Here is a 21,931-nt window from a genome sequence, read left to right on the forward strand (position 1 = left end):
AAACGGGCAGATGATTTAGTGAAACGTAATTTTAATGCTGATCATCCAAACCAACTATGGGTGGGTGACTTTACGTATATTCAAACAAATTCAGGCTGGGTATATACCGCATTTGTTATTGACGTGTTCTCACGAGCAATTGTTGGATGGAAAGTATCTACACGGATGAATACAGATATGGTGCTCGATGCATTGGAGCAAGCATTGCACGATCGAGGTATGCCTAAGAATGTGATTCATCATTCAGATAGAGGTGTTCAATATCTTTCTATTCGCTATACCAATCGTTTAGAAGCAGCAAATTTACGAGCATCAGTCGGTACGACAGGTGATTCATACGATAATGCTTTGGCTGAAACGGTGAATGGCTTATACAAAACAGAAGTGATTGAATATCTAAAAGCAGATTGGCAAGGTTTAGCGGATGTACAACTTGCGACATTAAATTGGGTAGATTGGTTCAACAAAAAGCGTGTACACAGTGCACTGGGTTATGTATCGCCTTTTGAGTTTGAAGCAATGTACTATGATAAGATTAATCCGTTAGGTCAGGTGGCCTAACTTAAATAAAAAAGTCTCCGACAAACCCGGTACGGTTCATTGTTTTAAAGCTTTAATCGCATCAGACAATTGAGTATCAAGCTGTTTTGCTGGCTTAATATATTTTATGTAAAATCTATAGCTAATCACAGCAACAAATATTCCCATAAGTATTGGGATAATAAAATAACTTTGCAAAAATGCTGCAATAGCTAAAAAACTCACAACTACACCCCTTCAACTATTTTAAAGTTGATTTTTATTAAATAATTATGTGCAATATATCACAAATTATAAATCTATCTAAAATCAACCAACGACTGACTTGTTTTTCAAATTCTTAAAAAAGTAGTTGAAATTTTCCTAGAAAATTACCGGCTATTTTCATCACACTTTAAAATAAATTTTCAATCATTACCCATTAAGTAATTAAAATCTTATTTAATGGGTATCTATGTTGAGTTTGGCACAAAACATTGCCCCTACCCCCAGTCAAAATAGCTAAAAACTTCAAAATTTTCTGGCTCATCAAGATTAAATGGCACTACGCGTAACTTTGCACCCACTGTCTTAATAAACTGGAAATCGTCTAAAGGCTGGTTAAATTTTACTGCTCGATATGGGTAGACCAATATCACTTCACTTTCATGCTTGAGATAATAATGGCTATAAGCAAACATCTGCTGAATATCACTATCTTTTAGGCCATAACGCCCACCACGATCATTTTGATCCAGTAGCTTCCATTTGGTATCCATCACAATATTTTTATCATCAGATCGCTCAATAAAGATATCTGGCTTGAGTTTGAAAATATTGCTATTTTGATGTGTACAAATATGCTCTGTTGCATGCTGTGTACTGATTTTATAGTCTGGGAAATTACGGCGCAGGTGATATGCCACATAATGCTCAAAGAGTTTTTCCATCGGAAACAGTAAGCTCATACCCTTCCATTTACCAGAGGTTGAGACAGGCATATATTCACCCAAAATCAACTCAGTCCATGGCTTAATCTCATCGTAAAGTACCAGTAAACGCCCTGATTGCCATTGTCTCGAATCCTGCTTAATATTCTGACTCCGTGGAATCTCATTCGTCATCAGGCGTAATTCCTGAGCGAGTTTCCAATTAGCAGCATATTTAGTTTTCTTACAAACAACTTCTAATGCTGTACGGATGAGTCTATTCTCAGGACGATTGACTTCATATACATCATGTTCAATTGGAAAAATATGCTTCTTCTCTGGTGGCTGGCGCATGTATTTCACATGCTGCAACTGCCCACGCAAAAACCTCTGATCTTCTTGAATACGATTATAGTCAAAGCGTAATCCACGCTGAACCAAACGCTCAAATGATGCTAAAAATTGAGAAATTATCCACTCATGCAAAGGCTGTTTAAAATGATTTAAATTTGCTGCACCGGCTTCACGGTATGGCAAATGCAAAGACACACTCAGCATTTTATGAAGCAGTTTACGTTCTTGCTGAATAATATCTTGATCATCAGCACCATTAAGCTCCACATGTTTAGGGAGGATTTCAATCCTTGTACCACATGGGGTTTCTATCACTCCCACATATTGATCAAGCTTAAGCTTTCTACGCCCTGCCAACTCAAATACTTTCGCGCCGTGCTTTGAAAATGATGCTGAGAGCTCACATAGATGCTCAAATGCTTTCTCAGATATATATGCATGGTCTAAAGTTGGATCAGGACAACCTCCATAAGCAACGCTGATGAAGGCATATTCTCGAACGGTATAATCAGGCATCACGATCCCCGATTAGTGCTTAATAATCTTAATAAAGCTCTCTATTGAACTAAATGCATCATCGATGACTTTCCATGTTTTCTGCTCTTCAAAATAGCCATCCGATTCATGCGCCACATTTGGGAATAATGCTGATTTATCTATACCATTAGATCGCAGCATGCCATTTGCATTTAACACCATATTGATCTTCGACCAATCATCAAAGAAATACTCTTGAAGTTGTGGAATGATCTTTTGCTTAAATATTTGCGCTAAGTTAGTAAGTGATGGATCTTTCTTCAAAGTCATAAAGTTGGCATGCCCCATACAGTGATCACGGTCTAAAAGCACCTCAATTCGTTGATTGATCACCTCTAATAACTTCCCGATATTTAGACCTTCAACAGATACATCGTTTAAAAGCTCAGCTTTTGGTGGCATTTCTACAAAAGTAAAACGACGGCGCAAAGCAATATCTAAGCCTGTTAATGAACGGTCAGATGAGTTCATTGTTCCAATTAGATAAACATTTTGTGGAACAGTGAATTCCTCTTTCGAGTAGGGTAATGTAACGGAAAGTGCTTCTTCTGCACCGGCTCGTTTGGAATCTTCAATTAAAGTAATCAACTCACCAAAAATACGGGAAATATTGCCACGGTTGATTTCATCAATGATAAGTACATATGGGTTTTTTTTAGACTTCTCTTCTGTCTTATATGGCTCATACTGATCTAAAACCGGTAGAAGATTAGCCCACACTGTATTATATCCGTTCACTAAGTAGGGTTCTAAAATCGTTTGCTCACCTAAAATATTAATAACTTCTTTATCATTGATATTCTTCAGCGAGATTTGATTATTCTTATATGCTTGAAGCAAATAATCAGCTAGTTTCTTAGAAAGATGGAAAATATTACCATTCGGCTTTTGAATTTCTAACATTTCAGAGTTTATCTGTAAAAGTTTATATCCTCTTCCAAACTCAATCGGAGATGACAGAGTTTCTCTAATCTGCAGAACATGGCTCTTAGCTAGTTCACAAATCTCCTTAAATACACCAGCTCTTACGTCATAACTCAAATTTCCTTGATCATCCGTTTCAGCACGAATACCTTCTACAAAGTCTTCGTAACTAAAACTTTGATGGAAAGTCACAAACTTAATCTGTCCTTGATTTTTATATTCATCAAAACGTTTTTTTAGCGCCGTACGATCTTCTCTTTCCAATATTTCTAGAGGTTTATTTTCAATAATGGACAAAGCATGGTTAATCGTATGATAGGTTTTACCTGTACCTGCAGCACCAAATAAAATACGGTTTAAAGGTTGTTGATTCATGACTTCATCCATTAATTCTTCAGTTTGCTGTTTCTTTTGTTTGTTATCCAAATAGCCTTTTCTGACCATCGCAAAAAGTTTTTCCACATATGGGAAGAATGCTTGTTCACCACGATCTTCCAATAAAATTGGTAAAAATTCAGGAAGTGGTAATTTTGGATATAAGTGTCCATAACCAATTCGTTTGGTATTTACCTTAGTCACGATAGGAATAATCAAAGGATCATTAAAATCTTGATATAAGAATGCAATCATCCATTTCTGTCGTTGAGGAAACTGAATTTGATCAATTGCATTTAAATCACGGCGCTGAACAGCATCTACAATATTGAGTATTTCTTGTTTGAGCGTTTGAAATGCTAACTCTGCATTATCACCTAGTCGTTTATGCCATGAATACGGCTTCTCATTATGGTATTTATCATCCTTACCTAAACTAATAGGCTCCCAAATATCAAAATAGTTGGCAAATGTAGGATCACCTTGGGTTGGATCAAAACTGTCAATCTGAGCAATAAAGCAATTTGTGTTTTTTGCTTGATGATAATCTTGTATAGATAAGTTCTTTAAACTTTCAATTGGCCAAAGTTTTAAAAATTGTTGTACCCTTTTTTCAAGCGCCGTGGTCTGATCACCACTTTGTTCATACCAATCACAAAAACTTTCTAATTCATTTAAATTACTGATAATCACAGAGAATGCTTTATTTCCGACCTGTAATGTTTTTGCATGGCTGGAGAGATGATGGTGTCGTGTATCAGTTTCTAAATATTCTTTCTTGATTGCTAATTTTATTTCTTCTGGAGGTTGAGCATCACAAGTTATTACTGGTATTTTTGATTTTGGATCTAAAGCTAATTCTCTTCCTAGATGTGTTTTAAATGCCGCTATATGGATTGTTCCTGAATAGGTATTAGGATACCTTTCTTTTAGATACTCTACAGCTTGAGCTGCAGTCAAACTCTGATTTTTATAATCAGCAGGCAACAAACCTTGTCCTTTCAAACTCATGCCAAATTCAAATGCGTATTTCTGCAACTCATATAACCAATCCGTGAATTTATAATCAGCAGAATTCTTAGAAGAAAATACAATAGAGAAATTTGGATCATTTTCATAAATAAAATCTGCTAGAGCTTGAATGACTTCTAATTTGAAAAAGAATTCACCATTCTCATTATTTCCTAAATGGCTCACTAATAGAAAGTCTTTTACCCTACCTGTTAAAATAGGCTTAATACCGAATCCAAGATAGCCATATTTACCACTTCCTGCATGATAAATGTCTATATTAGAAAATACAGTCCGTATATCGTTGAGTGCTTGCCAGAACCATTCTATTTCAGCATCTTCTAATTTTTCTAAAAAAAGTTGAATACGATCGACTTCAAATTTAACCTTCAGCTCTTGCAATTCCACTATTAATTACCCGTTTTATTTTATAAAAACTTAATTTACTAAATCACTTTCACATCAATGAGAATATTAAACTTTCATTAATATTCTTCACTGTAACTCTTTCAACTAATTCAATTAATCTTTCTTTTAAACTTTTTTCCAAGCCTTAGCCAATGCTACCCAAGCTTTACTTTCTTTTAACCATATACGTCTACAAAACTCTGTCAGGTCATAAAATTCCTGGTCTGTTTCTTTTGACACCCCATGAGCCCAATGCCCTTCGTATATACGACTAGCTAGATCTAAAATTCTAATTACTAAATCTTGATGCACTTGGATAAATTGCTGTTCCGCTATGTCTTGATATGCAAAATCACGTATATATCGTTCAGACTGTTCTAACACTTCCTCTGTTTCCCATATTCACCTGCTATTTGAGTGAATTGCCGAGTGGTGTGGTGAAGAGTTTGGGAGAAGTGTCTTGATGGGAGCATTAAAATATACAATCACAGTTGAATCAGATGCACCTCCACAGCTTTTTTTAGGTGCAATCATTGGTGGTGCAACGGTAGTGGGAATGCAGCAAGAGAAAGTCGAGTTGATTTCTGCTGCTGAGATAGCACAGAGGCATGGCATTTCAACCGCTACAGTTCGCAGGAAACTGGCAGCCATCAACCAAGGTACGGAAGGGAAGTTTTTATATGATCCGATAGCAGCCTTACAGCTGCTTAAGGATTCAAAAGCCAAACGTGGAAGAAAGAGAGCTAACTAGGCTCTCTTTTTTTATGAGTTAAACATTTCAACCAGTTCGTCAGCGTCAGGATTGTAATAGACGTTCACCAATACTTCGATTTTCTTATGGCCAGTGATTTTAGCTAATACCTCAACTGGTAATTTCCGCACCTTCACCATTCTTGAAATGGCTTCATGCCGTGTATCATGGAAGTGTAAATCTTCAATGCCTGATTCCAGTTTTCTTCTTTCCCATAATTTACGAAACGCATCCGCTGACTGAGGAATGATTTTCTCATCTTCATGTGGGATCAGAGCAAGTAACTCTTTTGCGAATTTAGACAGGGGTACGTTGCGCTTGGATCCATTCTTTGTCCTAGGTAGGTGGACATAACCATCATAAATTTCAGAGCGCTTCATGCTAAGGATTTCACCTTTACGCATGGCGGTCTCAATAGCGAATAAGAATCCCCATGCAACATAGTGCTGCGGTAATGTCGGCACCTGCCCTATTTCATACTCCAGCAACTCAAGCATTTTTTCTATTTCATGCTGAGCAATCCGTCGATATCGGGATTCAGGCTTAATTGGCTTAGTGATCTGCATCCACGTATTTGCATCCAGTAGAAACATTTCCTTTTGCGCATAAGTAAACATGGCAGAAAACAGAGATATTTCCTTGAGCACGGTATTTTCTTTCACTTGGGTGCTACGCCTGTTACGCCAAGCGGTTAAATCTTGGGGTGTGATGTCGTAAATATTCTTATAAGCCAGTTCACCAAACTTATTTTCAAAAGTTTTGTATTGAACAAGGATCCAGTCTTTAGACTTTGAATGCCTGCCGACCTTTTCAAAATACTCATCAAATAATTGCTTAAAGGTGAAGATAGGCTTGGTTTCTTCTGCTACTGATTCGCCAGCATTGGCCTTGAGTTCCAGTATCTTTAAGGCAGCCCATTGCTCGCATTCTTTTGGAGTATCTCGGGTAGCTGAATAGCGTCTACCATCAAACATAAGTTCGATTCGGTAAGCATCACCTCTTTTTCTGGGTTTGGGTAATTTCATCGTATGGGTCTTGGCGTAATCTTGGCGTAAATTATGGCGTATTTTCACCAAAAAGCACAACATTTGCGCCAATTGCGACAAATAGCAGATATTAAAAAAGGCCTACAAGTCATTGAATTGCTTGTAAGCCTTTGTTTTATCTTGGTAGGTATAAGCAGACTCGAACTGCTGACCTCTACGATGTCAACGTAGCGCTCTAACCAACTGAGCTATACACCTAGAATGCTTGGCATATTATAAATTTTTCCGACCGAAAACAAGCCTTTTCATTTAGTTTTTAAAACGTTCGCGCAAGTTTTAAGCAAATCCTTGAATTTTTTCACTTCTTGCTCAGTTATTGAGGTTCCCGAATAAAGATTTTTTTCAAAGATCTGGATGGCTTGAATAAATGCTGTCTGGTTTTCAACCTGAACCTGTTGGGATAAACGCTGCATCCAGTGATGAAAAGTTTCAGCAGGCAGCTTTTTGAGATCGTCAGCTAAAGATTGATTCAGCTGTTGAATCGCACGATCAAATGGAGGTTGCGCCTGTCGGGCTTTTAGATAAATTCTGAAGATATAGGCCAAAATCAATAGCGCAATACTGCCCAGTAAAATTATGACACTCGAATAAACTGAACCGAGGCCTAATTTTGATAACCAGTTTTGTTGTGATTCTGCATTATAACCCACCACCTTACTTTGCCATTGGTAGCTGGCATAATCACTCCAAACGCGTAGTTTGGTGATCCATAGATTATGCTGCGAGTTCCAGGTTGACTGATTTGCCGATACCCATGCATCCTGAGAAAGCAGGTTTTGCATGCCATCATCTATACGCTGTGGAGCGATCATCGCGGTTGGATCAAAGCGTTGCCATTTCTGATCAATCCAGACTTCTGTCCAGGCATGCGCATCAAGCTGCCGGACTTCCCAGGTCATGCGATCTGGTGCCAACTCCCCCCCCTGATAGCCGGTGACGACCCGTGCAGGAATCCCGACATAACGCATCAGCATCACAAAACTCGAGGCATAGTGTTCACAAAATCCCTGACGGGAATTAAACAGGAATTCATCAATCCGGTTTTGCCCCAATTGGCCCGGCTTCAGGGTATAAACAAAGTTATTCTGTCGATACCAATTCAAGACTTTCTGTACATAACTCCGAGGATCTTCCGCACTTTGCGCATATAGACGTTGTGCTAATTGTTGCGCTCGCGGGTCAAGCCGGCGCTGCACTTGGGTATTCGTTCGCTCGATATATTGCGTTGGCAAAGTCTGAGGGTCATATTCTGTCCCGATCCATTGTAACGAAATCGGTTCAACACGTTGCGTGAGCCGTCTCGGCACAATGCTCCAATCCTGACGGTTATAATAACGGCGTTCCACAGGTATCGATTTTTCCAACCCCATGATCCAGAACACCGAAGGATCCGCAGCCAAATATTGGTAGTTCCAGCCTGTAGGTACGGGTGAAGTATCCATCGGTTGTCGCATTAAAGGCTGCTGATTGACGAAACTGCTGGTCCAGCGTTGCCCATCATATTCATCTAGCACTAAAGCTCGCCAATAGAGTTCTGAGCGCGGCGGAAGCTTGCTGACATCACCAATAATCCGGAAAGCCAGTGAACTAGATTGGGATAATTCGGCAATATCCCCAGGTGACATACTGTCACTCATGCCGGTCATACCCTTATTTTCAGGAATGGGAATATGCCAAAGTGGCGGCAAGCGCGGAAAGAAAATAAATAGCAAAATGAAAAATGGAACGGCGTACAAGATAAACTTGCCCACATGCTTGGCATCCTGTTGCAATGCTGCGCGCTGAGTGATCTGCTCCTGTTCAAACTCACTGGTCTGAATCCGGTACAGGCCAATCAGACAGCTGATTAAACACAGCACAATCACGATCGCCATCCCAAAAGATTGGCTATATAGGAATGAGCTGGCAGCAACAAACAGGGCAAAATTAAACAGAATAATCAGGTCACGTTTATTTTTACTTTCCAGTGATTTAGCAAATAAAAAAGTAGATAAAACTGCTACCCCAGCCTCAACACCGATAAAACTATGATGGCTCAAATAAATACTGCCGAGTGCCAAAGCCGTCAGCAGGAAAGTACCCATTTTAGGAAATGGCTGCTGACGTTTCAGGAAAATCCAGATACACACAATACTAATCGCGAAAATAATACTGAGTAGAACCGAAATAAATGCCATCTGGGCGATGAGAATCAGGCCCAAAGTCAGCACAATTGAGGTCCGGATTTTTGCATTGATCATGAATTTACCCGCCTTAGGCCTGCGCCAACAATTGTTTGGCTTTCCGCAGTTGTTCTTCACCTGCGCCCTGAGGCAATTCGGCCTGTGGCAAATGCAGACTATACGCACATTGCTGCTGCTCGCATTGCTCGACCAGACCCATCACAAATTCAAGTTTTTCTTCATGTGACTGACTCGGCATATGTGCATAATGAATCTCGATACTGTGTTCATCCTGATATTGCTCAAAGACTTTGACATACAAGCCTTGCCCACGCGCAAACTGCTTCCAGGACACCGCCTGCAAGGAATCGCCTGACTGGTAATTGCGCAATTCACGAAACTCATCCATATCTGGTTCAAATCGGTTGAGATGATATTTATTTTCTGCAGTAAAAACTTCAGCTTTAGGCGCGATCCAAGCCGAATGCTGATGATAAAGATAGGTCCAGGCCCGAACCAGACCAAAGGGATAAACCGAATAAATCTGAATCACCGGATAATCAAACTTGCCACGTTGCTCTGCATAAAATGGTAAGATAAATTGCTGTTTTACTGCATTTAGATAAACTTTCGCTAGCTGATTCCCTGCTTTGATATACAAATAACGCGGGCGAAGTTGCTGTTGTTGAAAATAAAGATGTAGATTCACGCTATGACCGACCTGCCCCACATCATCCGCGATCAACTCGATTCTCAGGTCATGCAATTGCTTAAAAGTCAGGTAAAAACTGATACACAGCACAGCACTGATTAAAAAGCAGAAACCTAAAATCAGGTTATTGGCATAGTTCACCCCCGCCACAAAGGTGATGAAGATCAAAACCAGATACAGATAGCCCTGCTGATAAATAAATACCAGCACATCTTTCTGCGAGAGCTGTTTCTGCTGAGAAAATTGAAAGCGTTTGGCCAGCCATTTTTGCCAGGTTTTATCCAAGAGAGGACTCCTTTAGCTGACCGCAACCTGTTGCATCACATTAAACGTTTCAGCTTCACTCAAACCCAGACGATGCGAAGTCACCGCGACAAATACCGCCTGCACATCATCCGGTGTGACAAAAGCGCGTTGTTGAATCAGGGCATGCGCTTGTGCTGCACGCTTTAAGGCCAGAAGGCCACGCGTAGAAAGTCCATGACGGCTTTTACGAGTTTTTTCTGCGAGATCGAGCAAATATTCCTGAATAGCTTCACTGATAAATATCTGATGAGTCAGATTTTGCAGATCCAGAATTTCATCTTCAGTAAAAATATGTGCCAGACTGGCAATCAGGGCAAAACGAGATTCCTGCTGTAATAACAGTTTTTCTGCATGGCGCGATGGATAACCTAAAGACAAACGCATCAGGAAACGGTCCAGTTGGGATTCCGGCAAAGCATAGGTTCCACTTTGAAACAGCGGGTTTTGTGTGGCAATCACCCAGAAAGGTTTCGGTAAGGCATAACGCACCCCATCAATGGTGGCATAGCCCTCTTCCATGGCCTCGAGTAAGGCGCTCTGGGTTTTGGGACTACAACGGTTGATTTCATCTGCCAGTAAAATCTGGGTAAAAATTGGGCCTTGTTTAAACTCGAACTGATGTTCTTTCTGGTTAAACATATTAATGCCGATAACATCACTGGCCAGCATGTCATTGGTAAATTGAATCCGCTGGAACTTCAACCCTGCTAGATGTGCCAGACTGCTGGCTAATGTGGTTTTACCCAACCCGGGTAAATCCTCAAATAAGACATGCCCACCTGCAATCAGACAGCAAAGTGCCAGTTTGGTCTGAGCCTGCTTATCCAACACAATGGCATTAACTTCTTCAAAAAAACGCTGGATCTTGGGTGCACAACTTGCAATCTTTTGTTCAAGCCCTGTATTGATGTGTGCAATGTCGTTATTTTCCTTTTGTTTCATGCCCCAGATCACAATAAATTCCTTAATAAAACATGGCCTAAGATTAACATACACTGAAATTTAAATTTTCCCAAAAGATCAATCATCTGTCTGTGTAACAGGATAAAAATATTCGCTAGAAAATGACGAGGGTTCAAATACTAGAAGAGTCAAAATGATCAGGTGGAAAACATAGGGGGATACAGAAAAATAAACAAAATAGCCGACACCTGTAGAGATCATTTTTCTTTTCGCTCCAATGTCAAAATATCGACATATGCTCATTTATCTATTTGAAAAAAATCATACTTAAAAGGTATAGAGACTTAAGCGATTTCCTGGATTTTTATAAAAATTTTCTCAGCTAGCTCAGTCAATGACATCAGATTTAACCGAATCGTCTATTTCTCATATTAATTTTGCATGATAAAAAAAGCGCCCCGAAAGGCGCTTGCTATGAATTAATGATTAACACGGACACTTCTTCATATCACCACCCGCAGATGGATAACGGGAATCCACACAATGGCGATAAAATGTTTTCGGGTCCATAGCTTCCAGATCCGGATGATGCTTGCGCATATGCTCCACATAGGTCTGATAATCAGGGACACCAACCATCAGGCGGAAACTTTGCTGCAAACGTTGCCACAAGGTCGCAATCCGTGACCAGTTTTTCGGATTCAGGATTAAATCCTTTTGTGACATCACGGTCATTTTGATGATTTTATAAATCATCGTTTTCCCGCTTTTGGCAAACTTCAGATTCATAATATTCCCCTTAATGACCTTTCGCTGGCTGAATCTCTTCAGGATCGCGATAAATCGCTTCTGCTTCATGCACAGATGGCTCAGGATTGGCCAAGGCACGACGGATCACCCGAATCGCGGCAAACAACATCACAAAGGCCACAATCATAAAGAAAGCACAGAGTGCAGCATTGATCTGGTTTGACATCGCCACCGTCTGCATTTCTGCCACAGTTTTCGCTGGCGCCAGGATTTCATTATTGGCAATCGCCGTGTTGAAACGGTCAGCTTGCGCAAGGAAACCAATCTTTGGATTTTCGTGGAAAATCTTTTGCCAGCCTGCTGTCATGGAAGTGATGAACAGGAACACTGTCGGGATAATTGTCACCCAGACATATTTCTGTTTTTTCATCTTGAACAGAATGACGGTACCGAGAATGAGCGCCATCGCAGCCAGAATCTGGTTACCAATACCGAAGAGTGGCCATAAACTGTTAATCCCGCCTAATGGATCGACGACGCCCTGATAGACGAAGAAGCCCCAGCCTGCCACTGCAACCGCAGTACCCAACAGGTTTCCGAAGAAGTTATGAGATTGTTTTACCGCAGGAATCACGATACCGACGGTATCCTGAACCATGAAACGACAGGCACGAGTACCGGCATCAACAGCAGTCAGGATGAATAATGCTTCAAATAGAATCGCAAAGTGATACCAGAATGCCATCATTTCACGGCTGTTGAAAATTTCCGTAATGATATGTGCCATACCAATTGCAAAAGTTGGCGCACCACCAGTACGTGACAGAATCGAATTTTCACCGACTTCCTGTGCCAGTAAAGTCAAGGCTTCAGGCGTTACCACAAAACCAAGGGTTCGCACTGCTTCTGCTGCACTTTCTGCAGTAGTACCAAGCAAGGCTGCTGGTGAGTTAATCGCAAAATAAATTCCTGGATCCAGAATTGCAGCACAGATCAAGGCCATGATCGCTACAAAAGATTCCATCAACATGCCGCCATAACCGATCATACGGATATCGCGTTCGTTATTGACCAGTTTCGGTGTCGTCCCTGAAGAAACCAAGGCATGGAAACCGGAAATCGCACCACAGGCAATAGTAATAAACAGGAATGGAAACATAGAACCTGCGAATACAGGACCAGTACCATCAACGAATTTGGTAATCGCTGGCAGTTTCATTTCAGGCATGGCAAACAGGATACCCACGGCCAAACCTGCAATCACGCCAATTTTCAGGAAGGTCGACAGATAATCACGTGGGGCAAGCAATAGCCAGACTGGCAGTACCGAAGCAATAAAACCATAAATGATCAGCGCCCAAGTCAGTTCAGTGCCAGAAAGTGTAAAGAATGGCCCCCAATATGGATGTTGTGCGATGTTTTCACCGTAGATAATGCCCAGCATCATCAAGACGAAACCAATAATCGAAACTTCAGCAATTTTACCCGGGCGGATAAAACGCATGTAGATGCCCATAAAGATCGCAATCGGAATGGTGGCTGCAATACTGAACACACCCCATGGGCTGTTGGTTAGCGCTTTCACCACCACCAGTGCCAATACCGCCAGAATGATAATCATCACACCCAAGGCACCAAGCATCACGATAATACCGGCAAAAGTACCCAGTTCCTGCTTGGCCATTTCACCGAGTGATCGACCGTCACGACGGGTAGAAATAAACAGCACCAGAAAATCCTGGACTGCACCGGCAAGCACCACGCCGACCAGTAGCCAGATCGTGCCCGGCAGATAACCCATCTGCGCTGCAAGGATTGGACCGACTAAAGGACCTGCACCGGCAATCGCCGCAAAGTGATGGCCAAACAGAACGCTTTTATTGGTCGGCACATAGTCCAGACCATCGGCCAGACGATGCGCAGGCGTTAAACGGCGTTCATTCAGCTCAAATACTTTGGTGGCGATAAACAAACTGTAGAAACGGTAAGCAATGCTATAGACGCAGGCGGCGGCAAGTACCAGCCAGACTGCATTGACATGCTCACCCCGACTCAGTGCCAGGACTCCAAAGGAGACTGCACCCACAATGGCTACCAAAAGCCAAATCATTTTCGAAGTCAGCGTCGACTTCTTTTGTAAAGTTTCCATTCAATCCCTCATATTGTGATGCATACAAATCAGCGTGATTGTTGTTGTTCGAGGTACTGCTGTTTTCCCTTGCGACTTTACGCCTGTTCTTTTGCTTTTCCTCTACGACTTTGGCATAAAAAAAGGGATGATTTAAATCATCCCTCTCGATAATAGTCTATTTTCAAACCATTATGCACGTTCTAAATAGTCACCAGTACGGGTATCTACACGAACGCTTTCTTCTTGCTGTACGAATAATGGAACACGTACTACAGCACCTGTTTCAAGTTTCGCTGGCTTACCGCCACCGCCAGAAGTATCACCACGAACACCTGGATCAGTTTCAACGATTTTAAGTACGACGAAGTTCGGTGGAGTCACGTTTAAAGGCACGCCATTGAACAACATGATGGTACATTTTTCATTTGAATCGTCTTTTAACCATTTTGCAGCATCGCTCATTGCTGTTTTATCAGCTGCGATCTGTTCAAAGGTAACAGGATCCATGAAGTTCCACATTTCGCCATCGTTGTACAAGTATTCCATTTCTACTTCAACGATATCAGCCGCTTCTAGGTTCTCGCCTGATTTGAAAGTTTTTTCCAGAACTTTACCTGATTTAAGGTTACGTAATTTTACGCGGTTAAAAGCTTGGCCTTTACCTGGTTTTACGTATTCGTTTTCCATGATTGAACATGGGTTGCCATCAAGCATAACCTTAAGGCCTGACTTGAAATCATTCGTAGAATAATAGGCCATGACTGGCGCACTCCAAACTTACTAACTTTAATCTATTGATGCTATGGGCTGTTGCGATGTCATTTAGCAAGTCTGACACGAACATTGAGTTGCCACATGCACATTCATTTGATGTTGCGTATTCTAAATGAGCAATACACTTTGCCGCAATGAAAAAATCCGCTTTCACCCACTCAGGCTGTTTAAGTTACAATCAGACATGAAAATCCTTTGTTTATTCATGTCTTGCTCAACGTTAAAATACCATCAGGCGAGCACGAAGATCAGCATAGCTGAATCACTCTTTATTTTATAGCGCAGTGGATTATTGCGCTTCCGCACAAACTGTTAAACTGTGCCCATCAGGCTTTGTCCTCTCACTTATTATTGTTAATCTTCCGGCATGACGAACTATTTATATCAAGAACAAAACTGGCAATCACAGCTCAGCGACCTGATCACTGATCCACGCGAACTGCTTGAAGTGCTGCAACTCGCACCTGAACAGCTTCTCTCAGGCGCCATTTTAGCTTCTGAACAGTTTAAACTGCGCGTACCACGTGCTTTTGTGGGCAAAATGCAGACCGGAAACCCTTTAGACCCATTGCTTTTACAAGTGCTGCCCCATCATCTGGAACTGGAAGAACATCCAGGATTTGTTACCGATCCCTTGGGCGAAGAACAGGCCAATCAGCAACCCGGCGTACTGCACAAATATAAATCCCGTTTCTTGCTGACCTTGACTGGTGCCTGTGCCGTGCATTGCCGTTATTGTTTCCGCCGACATTTCCCCTATCAGGAAAATCTGCCTAAAAACGAAGACTGGATAAATATCAAGCAATATCTGGAAAGCCAGCCTGATATTAATGAAGTAATTCTGAGCGGCGGTGATCCATTAACCTTATCGAACCGGAAATTAAAAACCTGGATTGAACGACTAGAATCAGTACCACATCTCAAATTCTTAAGAATACATTCACGAGTTCCTATTGTGATCCCCAACCGAGTCGACGAAGAGCTACTTAGCATGTTAAAAAACAGTAGGCTACGTATTATTCTGGTGGTACACTCAAACCATGCATCGGAGCTGGATGACTTCACTTGCAAGCGTTTAAACCAACTGGTTCAACAGCAGATCACCGTTCTGAATCAGGCAGTTTTATTAAACGGGGTGAATGATTCTGCTCAGGTTTTAGTAGATTTAAGCTATCGCTTGTTTGATGCCGGGGTCATGCCTTATTATTTACATGTACTTGATAAAGTAAAAGGTGCGCATCATTTTGATTTGGTGCCTGACCATATTAATGAGATTTATACAGAAGTTTTAGCGAACCTTCCGGGGTATTTGGTTCCTAAACTGGTTCGAGAAATAGCGGGCGAGAAGAATAAGACACCGCTTTTTGGGGTTTCAACATTTTTGAGTTAAATAATAAAGATGAGCACGCATACTTCAGACATTTTTCAGACACCGACGGAACTTAAACGAGAGCAGTTGAGCTTTTGCCCAACCACTGCCAAGGCTTTGCAGGAATGGGTTGCGGGCATTTCGATTCTACAGCTGGGGAATTCATCCAAATCCCTGTTTAATGCCCTATTGGAAGTTTCCGAGCTGAAATGTACAGAAACCCTGCGCTTTGACCTGATTCAGGTCTTGCATCCTACCCTTGAAAATGTTCTGACCAGTCTGGAAAAGCATTTTGTCAATCAGGGACTGATCACATCGGATCGTAATGACCAGATTATTGAACTGGCCATGCTGCTGCGCAGTCATTTTGCCAAAATTTATATTGACATCGTCAAACGCTGTAATCATCAGCTGACCCATCAGAAGTTTTCGCTATTTTCTCTAGGCAAAAAGAAGAGCATTCAAACTGCCCGGATGGTGTCGATTTATTATGCCCTGCAACAACTCACCCTTCTGTTATATCAACAGCATATGCTGTATAGCACGCCAGGTCTGGGACAATGGCTGGCTGCCCATCAACTGCTTGAATGTGCAATAGACAATAATTTCTATCAAAGCAATATCAATCAGGTATTAGGCACCCAGCATGAAATCCAGAATATTGCACATGCCTATGCACAGCTGATTTTACTGGATATCTTCAATACTCATCAGATCCGGCCTGCAGAAATCCAGGGCCTGTATCTATGCAGTTTTGACTGGGCCAAACTGGTGCAGATCTTGCCGAAGGAAACCACGCTGTCCCGTTATGTGGTCGATGCCAGCAAAGATCATCCACCGATCTTTAATACCCATCAAGAGCCACAGTTTCAGCCGAGCTTCTATATTTCCACCCAGAACCTGATGGATCATTTAACGGGTACTCAAAGCAAAAATGCGCAGTATCTGTCGCGGAATGAAAAACTGTTCCTGACCCCTGCACTGCATTTTCATATCTACAATCTGCTCTCGAACAATGTCGAGCGTCGTCATGAACGTTATGAATATTCAGCACAGATCAATATCTGCTTTGGCTTGAGCGTGGCGCATTTTTACCTGTCTAAAGGTAAAAACTTCAATGAAACCCTGGAACTCGATGCCAATTATAATTTCCAGAGCGAAAGCAGTTTTGTCAGCTCGATGGAAAACGCCATTCCAAGTAATTTTAGCAGCATCAAGGCGCTCGATCGAGAAACCAAACAGATCCATAGCGCTGAAGTTCTGGATATCAGTGTCAATGGTTACCGGATTAAATGGACTGGTATTACCCCGGCTAACCTGAAAACCGGTGAATTCATTCTGGTGCAGGAAAAAACCCAGAGTCAGTGGCGTGGCGGTGTGATTCGCTGGATCAAGCAGTCAACGGATAAGAGCCTAGAAATCGGGCTGGAAATTTTGGCACAAGAGCTCTTTCCTTGTGCAGCTTATACCCGTACCGAACGTCATCATGTCAACTATCAGCCTGCCCTGTTGGTGAAAATGACGCAACTGGATCAGGTCTCGACCAGCCTGATTGTCTCTGGTTCACAGATGTTTAGGGAAAAACAAACCATTCATTTACGTCTCGGTCAGGAAGAACTCAAAATCTATCTGACCAAAGCACAACTGATTACGCAGAGTTTCATCCGTTTTGATTATGAATTACTCAATGATCAGGAAGAAGAGATGATCGAAAACTTTATCGATCAGCACATGAATGAAAGCAGAAATCATGATTTATGGGAAGCATTGAAGTGAGAAATCCATTATTGTCTAAAAAGTTAAAACGTACTGAAACACGTTTACTGATTATTGATGATAATCAAATTAGATATAACCAAATCCGTGATCTTCTGACCAGTCATGATTATCAGGTCGATGCTGTGCTGCTGGATGATCTGCAGTCTTTTGAAAAACAATTAAATTTCAACTGGGATCTGATTATTTTTGGGCGTGCCTACGATCTGAAATACGAACAGGCCTTAAGTTTGGTGCGTCTTTCGCTGCAACCTGACCTTCCGATGATTTTGCTTAAACCGGATGATTATCAGGCTGAACAGTATGCGCAATATATCCGTAAAGGGATCTATGACATTCTCAACTTCGACTACTTGGAACGCTTTTATGTGGGACTGGTCCGAGCATTGTCATTTAGCCGTTTGTCACAATCTCAGCAACATTTAATGACTGAGCTGGAAACAGCACAAATTCAGGCACAATCTTTAGTAGACGACAGCAACCGTGCTGTTGCCACCATTCAGGAAGGGATTCATATTCAGGTCAATGCGGACTACCTGAAACTGTTTGGCTTGCAAAATGAAGATGAGATCATTGGTCTACCTTTACTAGATCTGCTCCAGCCTTCAGATTTGAATGATTTTAAAACCCGTTTCAAAAAGATCTCTCAGGGTCAATTTGATTTAGGTCGAGTCGAGATTCAGTCTCTGAATCCGCATGTGTCCGCATCTAACCCATTAAAACTGGAATTCTTGCCTTCAACTGCTGAAGAAGATGCAGTACAAATTAGCATTGATACTCAATCTCAAACGGTTTTTTCCGAGAAAACTCCTGGAAAACCAAGTGTTTTTCAGTCACTTAAACGTGAACTGAACAAGCAGTCTGCACCGGTGAATGCCTTAGTCACTTTCTCTTTAAGTGCATATGACCCGGAAGTTCTACAATCTGACTGGGCCACTTTTAATGGGTACTTTGATGCAGTCAAAGAATTCCTCAAGGAACAGACCCATATTCCCCTGTTTAAACTGGAATATGATGTCGTTGTCGGTCTGTTCCAGGCAGACTCTAAAGCAATTCTTGAATCTAAACTAATCAGTTTAAATGCCTTAAGCAAACCGCAACTCCTTACAGTTGGACAAAAGTCATTCCCTCTAAATTTGCGCTTAGGCTATGTCATGCTTGAACAGGGTTTACAGGATGAAATGCACTGCAATACGCTGATTGGACAAGCATTCTCGACATCTTTACCTCAAGCAGAAGCTGTACCTGAATTTAAACTTGATATTCCTGCGTCACTGAGCAGTCCGGTTGCGGTAGAAATGCCAAGTATAGATTTCAGTGTTGCTGAAACACCAGTTGCCAGCCCAACATTGGCAGCCGTCAGTCCAGCAGTCACGTCTATTCCTAGCGCTACACCTTCTATTTTGAAAGCCTTAAGTGAATGTCTGGAACGTGGCGAGATCCATTTAAAGTATCAGCAACTCTATGATAAAGAAGATACGCGTTTATATACCTATGAAGTGACCAGTGGCTTTATTTTTGAGAATAAATGGCAGGATATTTCTAGCCTTTTAGAACTTCATGAAGATGATGAACTGTCCATTAAACTGGATCGCTGGATTCTGGTTGAAGCCAGTAAACAGCTACACAACTTTATTACCCAGTATCCTGATGCAAGCTTAATTGTCAATTTGAACCGTGCCGTACTATTTAAAGACCGCACCTTCCCGGAATTTATTTCCAAGCTGATTACGATTATTCGCAGTAAAGTGAAGCATCCGCTAATCTTGCAATTCTCAGAAGAAGATATTTTACTGAATCAACAAGATGCACAAAAATATCTACGCGTGCTGTATGAACATGGCGCACTGATTGCACTGCGTGATTTTGGTCAATCCATGTACAGTCAAAATTTACTGCGCGAACTTGAACTGGATGGTGTCAGCTTACATTCAAACTTAACCAATATGCTCAATAAAGATACCGAGATTGAGCAACTACAGGAAAAAATTACCAGCTATAATGAAATCAAGCCACTCAATATTCTGATCCGTGAATTAAATGATATGACACTGTTCGCGAATGCCTGGAACGTGGATGCCCGCTTTATTCAGGGGAATTATTTCCAGAAAAAACTTGATCATTTGATTGATGTGCAAGAGCATTAAGTGCTGCTACAAACCTGCAACTTAGAAAGTGGCATGATCATCTTCTGAATTGCAGGTACAAAAAAACGGGCTGAACACCCGTTTTTTTTATTTTGGGTATTAACGTTTAACAGAACGTGACATACCAGCAAAACGTTGTTTGAACTTGTCGATACGACCGCCAGTGTCAACGTTCTTCTGCTTACCAGTGTAGAACGGGTGGCAAGCTGAACATACGTCTAGATAAAGAGTTTCTTTACCAAGAGCTGAACGAGTTTCGATTACGTTACCACATGAACAAGTAGCAACTAAAGTTTCATATTTTGGGTGAATATCGGCGCGCATCGTCGATTACTCCATTAGATTCAAGAAGGTTTAGCTGTCATCGCTATTGATCACTCTCAAATGAGGAAGCAGGAACATCGTTCATGCAGATCAACACCACAACAGACCATTCTTTTGGCCCACCGAGACGGATACCGTCAGAGCTAAGCACAACAAGTGGGCATTATTATACGTGAAACGAATTCAATATGCGAATTATTCTTCAGCTTCCAATCCACTCTCTTTGGCCCACAGATTGGCAATAATCCCGCAGACCATTAACTGAATCTGATGGAAAATCATGATCGGCAAGACAATCATGCCCAGCGGCTGGCCAATAAATAAAATTTGCGCCATTGGTACGCCACTGGCCAGGGTTTTCTTGGAGCCACAGAAGAACACCGTTTTCTGATCAGCGCGATCAAAGCCCAGCCAGCGTGGAATATAAAGTGATAATAGCATCACAATGGTGAGTAACACCGAACAAGCCAGCAATAACAACAATAAGGTACTCAGGCTCACTTCATTCCACAACCCGGCCACTACGGCGCTACTAAAAGCGCCATACACCACCAATAAAATAGAACCTTGATCGAAGACCTTGACGATTTTTGGCATTTTCATCATTTGCGGATAGATCCATGGACGCAGAATCTGCCCTAAAATAAATGGCACCAAGAGCAGCAGTGTAATCTGGATAATCGAGGAAGTCGGATCAAAACCATGATCAGATTGACCGAGAATAAAAAATGCTACCAATAGCGGAGTAATAAACATCCCGATCAAATTGGAAAAAGAGGCACTACATACCGCCCCGGCGACATTGCCATGAGCCACTGAAGTAAAGGCGATCGAGGATTGCACAGTGGATGGCAGGAAACACATAAACAGGAAACCCCAATACAGCTCCTGTCCGAGCATTGGCAATAAAATCGGCTTGGCCAGAAGTCCGAGAATTGGAAACAGGGCAAAAGTTAGCGCAAAAACCAAAGTATGCAATTTCCAGTGCATAATGCCTTGCACCACGGCTTCACGAGACAGTTTGGCGCCGTGCAGGAAAAACAGGATGGCAATCGCTCCTGTCGTTACCCAGCCAAAGACTTCAGCCGCCTGCCCCGAAACTGGCAGCACACTGGCCAGCAAAACCATCACAAACAACAGTATCGTAAACCGATCCAATGCCAAGAACTTAAGCATATCCCTATAATCCCTCAGATTTTATTGTTTGATATAAAAATGCCCGGCTATCTTAACAGATGCCGGGCCCATGCTATGCACTCAGATTGATGTAATATTTTCATCTATACATGAATGCATTTCATATATCTCGCCACATCACACTTAGTTATTACGTGCATTGTTGTCTTGCTGAATCAGCTCGATCTTGTAGCCATCTGGATCTTCAACAAATGCAATTACAGTCACGCCACCTTTCATTGGGCCGGCTTCACGCACCACATTACCGCCACGCGCTTTAATCTCTTCACACGCCTTGTATGCATCATCGACTGCAATTGCGATATGACCATAAGCATTGCCCAGTTCATAGCTGTCTGTATCCCAGTTATGCGTCAATTCCAGTACGGTGTGATTTTCTTCATCGCCATAACCGACAAAAGCCAGGGTAAAACGGCCTTCTTCGTAATCACGCTTACGAAGCAAAGTCATGCCAAGTACTTCAGTATAGAACTTGAGAGATTGTTCTAAATTGCCTACACGTAACATGGTATGCAGCATGCGCATA

18 protein-coding genes, 1 tRNA gene and 1 pseudogene are annotated in these 21,931 nt (G+C 41.7%); 5 read left to right on the forward strand and 15 right to left on the reverse strand.

The genetic code is table 11. From position 1 onward, the window contains the following. Positions 1-561, forward strand: a pseudogene (locus ACNPNW_RS08220) (IS3-like element ISAba19 family transposase); the annotation flags it as partial. A gap of 36 nt (positions 562-597) precedes the next feature. On the opposite strand, the gene ACNPNW_RS08225 reads toward ACNPNW_RS08220, so the two are convergent. The 4 genes from ACNPNW_RS08225 to ACNPNW_RS08240 all read right to left on the reverse strand — a co-directional run bounded on the left by ACNPNW_RS08225 (position 598) and on the right by ACNPNW_RS08240 (position 5,441). After that, positions 598-765 (reverse strand): hypothetical protein, encoded by a 168-nt coding sequence (locus tag ACNPNW_RS08225; RefSeq protein ID WP_448766867.1) that lies wholly within the window; start codon positions 763-765, stop codon positions 598-600. A 257-nt stretch (positions 766-1,022) separates the two neighbouring features. Further along, positions 1,023-2,318 (reverse strand): McrC family protein, encoded by a 1,296-nt coding sequence (locus ACNPNW_RS08230; RefSeq protein ID WP_448766868.1) that lies wholly within the window; start codon positions 2,316-2,318, stop codon positions 1,023-1,025. 12 nt (positions 2,319-2,330) lie between these two features. After that, positions 2,331-4,649, reverse strand: a complete 2,319-nt coding sequence (locus tag ACNPNW_RS08235) for an McrB family protein (protein WP_448766888.1) — start codon at positions 4,647-4,649, stop codon at positions 2,331-2,333. A gap of 534 nt (positions 4,650-5,183) precedes the next feature. Further along, a complete protein-coding gene (locus tag ACNPNW_RS08240; protein ID WP_448766869.1) occupies positions 5,184-5,441 on the reverse strand; it encodes a hypothetical protein in 258 nt (85 codons plus the stop codon). Positions 5,442-5,520: 79 nt separating this feature from the next. Between ACNPNW_RS08240 and ACNPNW_RS08245 the strand changes: the two genes are divergently transcribed. Then, entirely contained in the window at positions 5,521-5,808 is a 288-nt protein-coding gene (locus tag ACNPNW_RS08245) for a DNA-binding protein (RefSeq protein ID WP_448766889.1), read from the forward strand. Between the two features lie 11 nt (positions 5,809-5,819). Here the strand turns inward: ACNPNW_RS08245 and ACNPNW_RS08250 are convergent, their stop codons facing one another. The 8 genes from ACNPNW_RS08250 to efp all read right to left on the reverse strand — a co-directional run bounded on the left by ACNPNW_RS08250 (position 5,820) and on the right by efp (position 14,577). Then, positions 5,820-6,833 (reverse strand): tyrosine-type recombinase/integrase, encoded by a 1,014-nt coding sequence (locus tag ACNPNW_RS08250; RefSeq protein WP_448766890.1) that lies wholly within the window; start codon positions 6,831-6,833, stop codon positions 5,820-5,822. Between the two features lie 142 nt (positions 6,834-6,975). Beyond that, positions 6,976-7,052 (reverse strand) — tRNA-Val (locus ACNPNW_RS08255). Between the two features lie 47 nt (positions 7,053-7,099). After that, positions 7,100-9,094: a transglutaminase TgpA family protein gene (locus tag ACNPNW_RS08260; protein ID WP_420937422.1), complete on the reverse strand. Its 1,995-nt coding sequence runs from the start codon at positions 9,092-9,094 to the stop codon at positions 7,100-7,102. Between the two features lie 13 nt (positions 9,095-9,107). Beyond that, complete coding sequence (locus tag ACNPNW_RS08265) at positions 9,108-10,013, reverse strand: DUF58 domain-containing protein (RefSeq protein ID WP_420937423.1); 906 nt, start codon at positions 10,011-10,013, stop codon at positions 9,108-9,110. A gap of 12 nt (positions 10,014-10,025) precedes the next feature. Beyond that, positions 10,026-10,988: an AAA family ATPase gene (locus ACNPNW_RS08270; RefSeq protein ID WP_420937424.1), complete on the reverse strand. Its 963-nt coding sequence runs from the start codon at positions 10,986-10,988 to the stop codon at positions 10,026-10,028. A 435-nt stretch (positions 10,989-11,423) separates the two neighbouring features. Continuing rightward, a complete protein-coding gene (locus tag ACNPNW_RS08275) occupies positions 11,424-11,729 on the reverse strand; it encodes a YbdD/YjiX family protein (protein WP_171054308.1) in 306 nt (101 codons plus the stop codon). 7 nt (positions 11,730-11,736) lie between these two features. Beyond that, a complete protein-coding gene (locus tag ACNPNW_RS08280; protein WP_004730055.1) occupies positions 11,737-13,836 on the reverse strand; it encodes a carbon starvation CstA family protein in 2,100 nt (699 codons plus the stop codon). Between the two features lie 171 nt (positions 13,837-14,007). Beyond that, complete coding sequence (efp, locus tag ACNPNW_RS08285; RefSeq protein ID WP_004279747.1) at positions 14,008-14,577, reverse strand: elongation factor P; 570 nt, start codon at positions 14,575-14,577, stop codon at positions 14,008-14,010. Positions 14,578-14,959: 382 nt separating this feature from the next. Between efp and epmB the strand changes: the two genes are divergently transcribed. The 3 genes from epmB to ACNPNW_RS08300 are packed head-to-tail and all read left to right on the forward strand — an operon-like array spanning position 14,960 to position 19,884. After that, a complete protein-coding gene (gene epmB, locus ACNPNW_RS08290; protein ID WP_222112004.1) occupies positions 14,960-15,982 on the forward strand; it encodes an EF-P beta-lysylation protein EpmB in 1,023 nt (340 codons plus the stop codon). A gap of 9 nt (positions 15,983-15,991) precedes the next feature. Next, positions 15,992-17,737 (forward strand): cyclic-di-GMP receptor FimW-related protein, encoded by a 1,746-nt coding sequence (locus ACNPNW_RS08295; protein WP_448766870.1) that lies wholly within the window; start codon positions 15,992-15,994, stop codon positions 17,735-17,737. Then, positions 17,719-19,884 (forward strand): EAL domain-containing protein, encoded by a 2,166-nt coding sequence (locus tag ACNPNW_RS08300; RefSeq protein ID WP_448766871.1) that lies wholly within the window; start codon positions 17,719-17,721, stop codon positions 19,882-19,884. Before ACNPNW_RS08295 ends, ACNPNW_RS08300 begins: the two co-directional genes overlap by 19 nt. A 99-nt stretch (positions 19,885-19,983) precedes the next feature. Here ACNPNW_RS08300 and rpmE read toward each other — a convergent pair whose 3' ends face one another. The 3 genes from rpmE to gloA form a co-directional block, all read right to left on the reverse strand. Further along, positions 19,984-20,208, reverse strand: a complete 225-nt coding sequence (rpmE, locus tag ACNPNW_RS08305) for a 50S ribosomal protein L31 (protein WP_004279743.1) — start codon at positions 20,206-20,208, stop codon at positions 19,984-19,986. A 195-nt stretch (positions 20,209-20,403) separates the two neighbouring features. Next, entirely contained in the window at positions 20,404-21,384 is a 981-nt protein-coding gene (locus ACNPNW_RS08310; protein ID WP_420937427.1) for a bile acid:sodium symporter family protein, read from the reverse strand. Between the two features lie 144 nt (positions 21,385-21,528). After that, entirely contained in the window at positions 21,529-21,930 is a 402-nt protein-coding gene (gloA, locus tag ACNPNW_RS08315; protein WP_004279741.1) for a lactoylglutathione lyase, read from the reverse strand. Between the last annotated feature and the right edge of the window lies 1 nt (position 21,931).

This window comes from Acinetobacter endophylla (genome assembly GCF_053543775.1).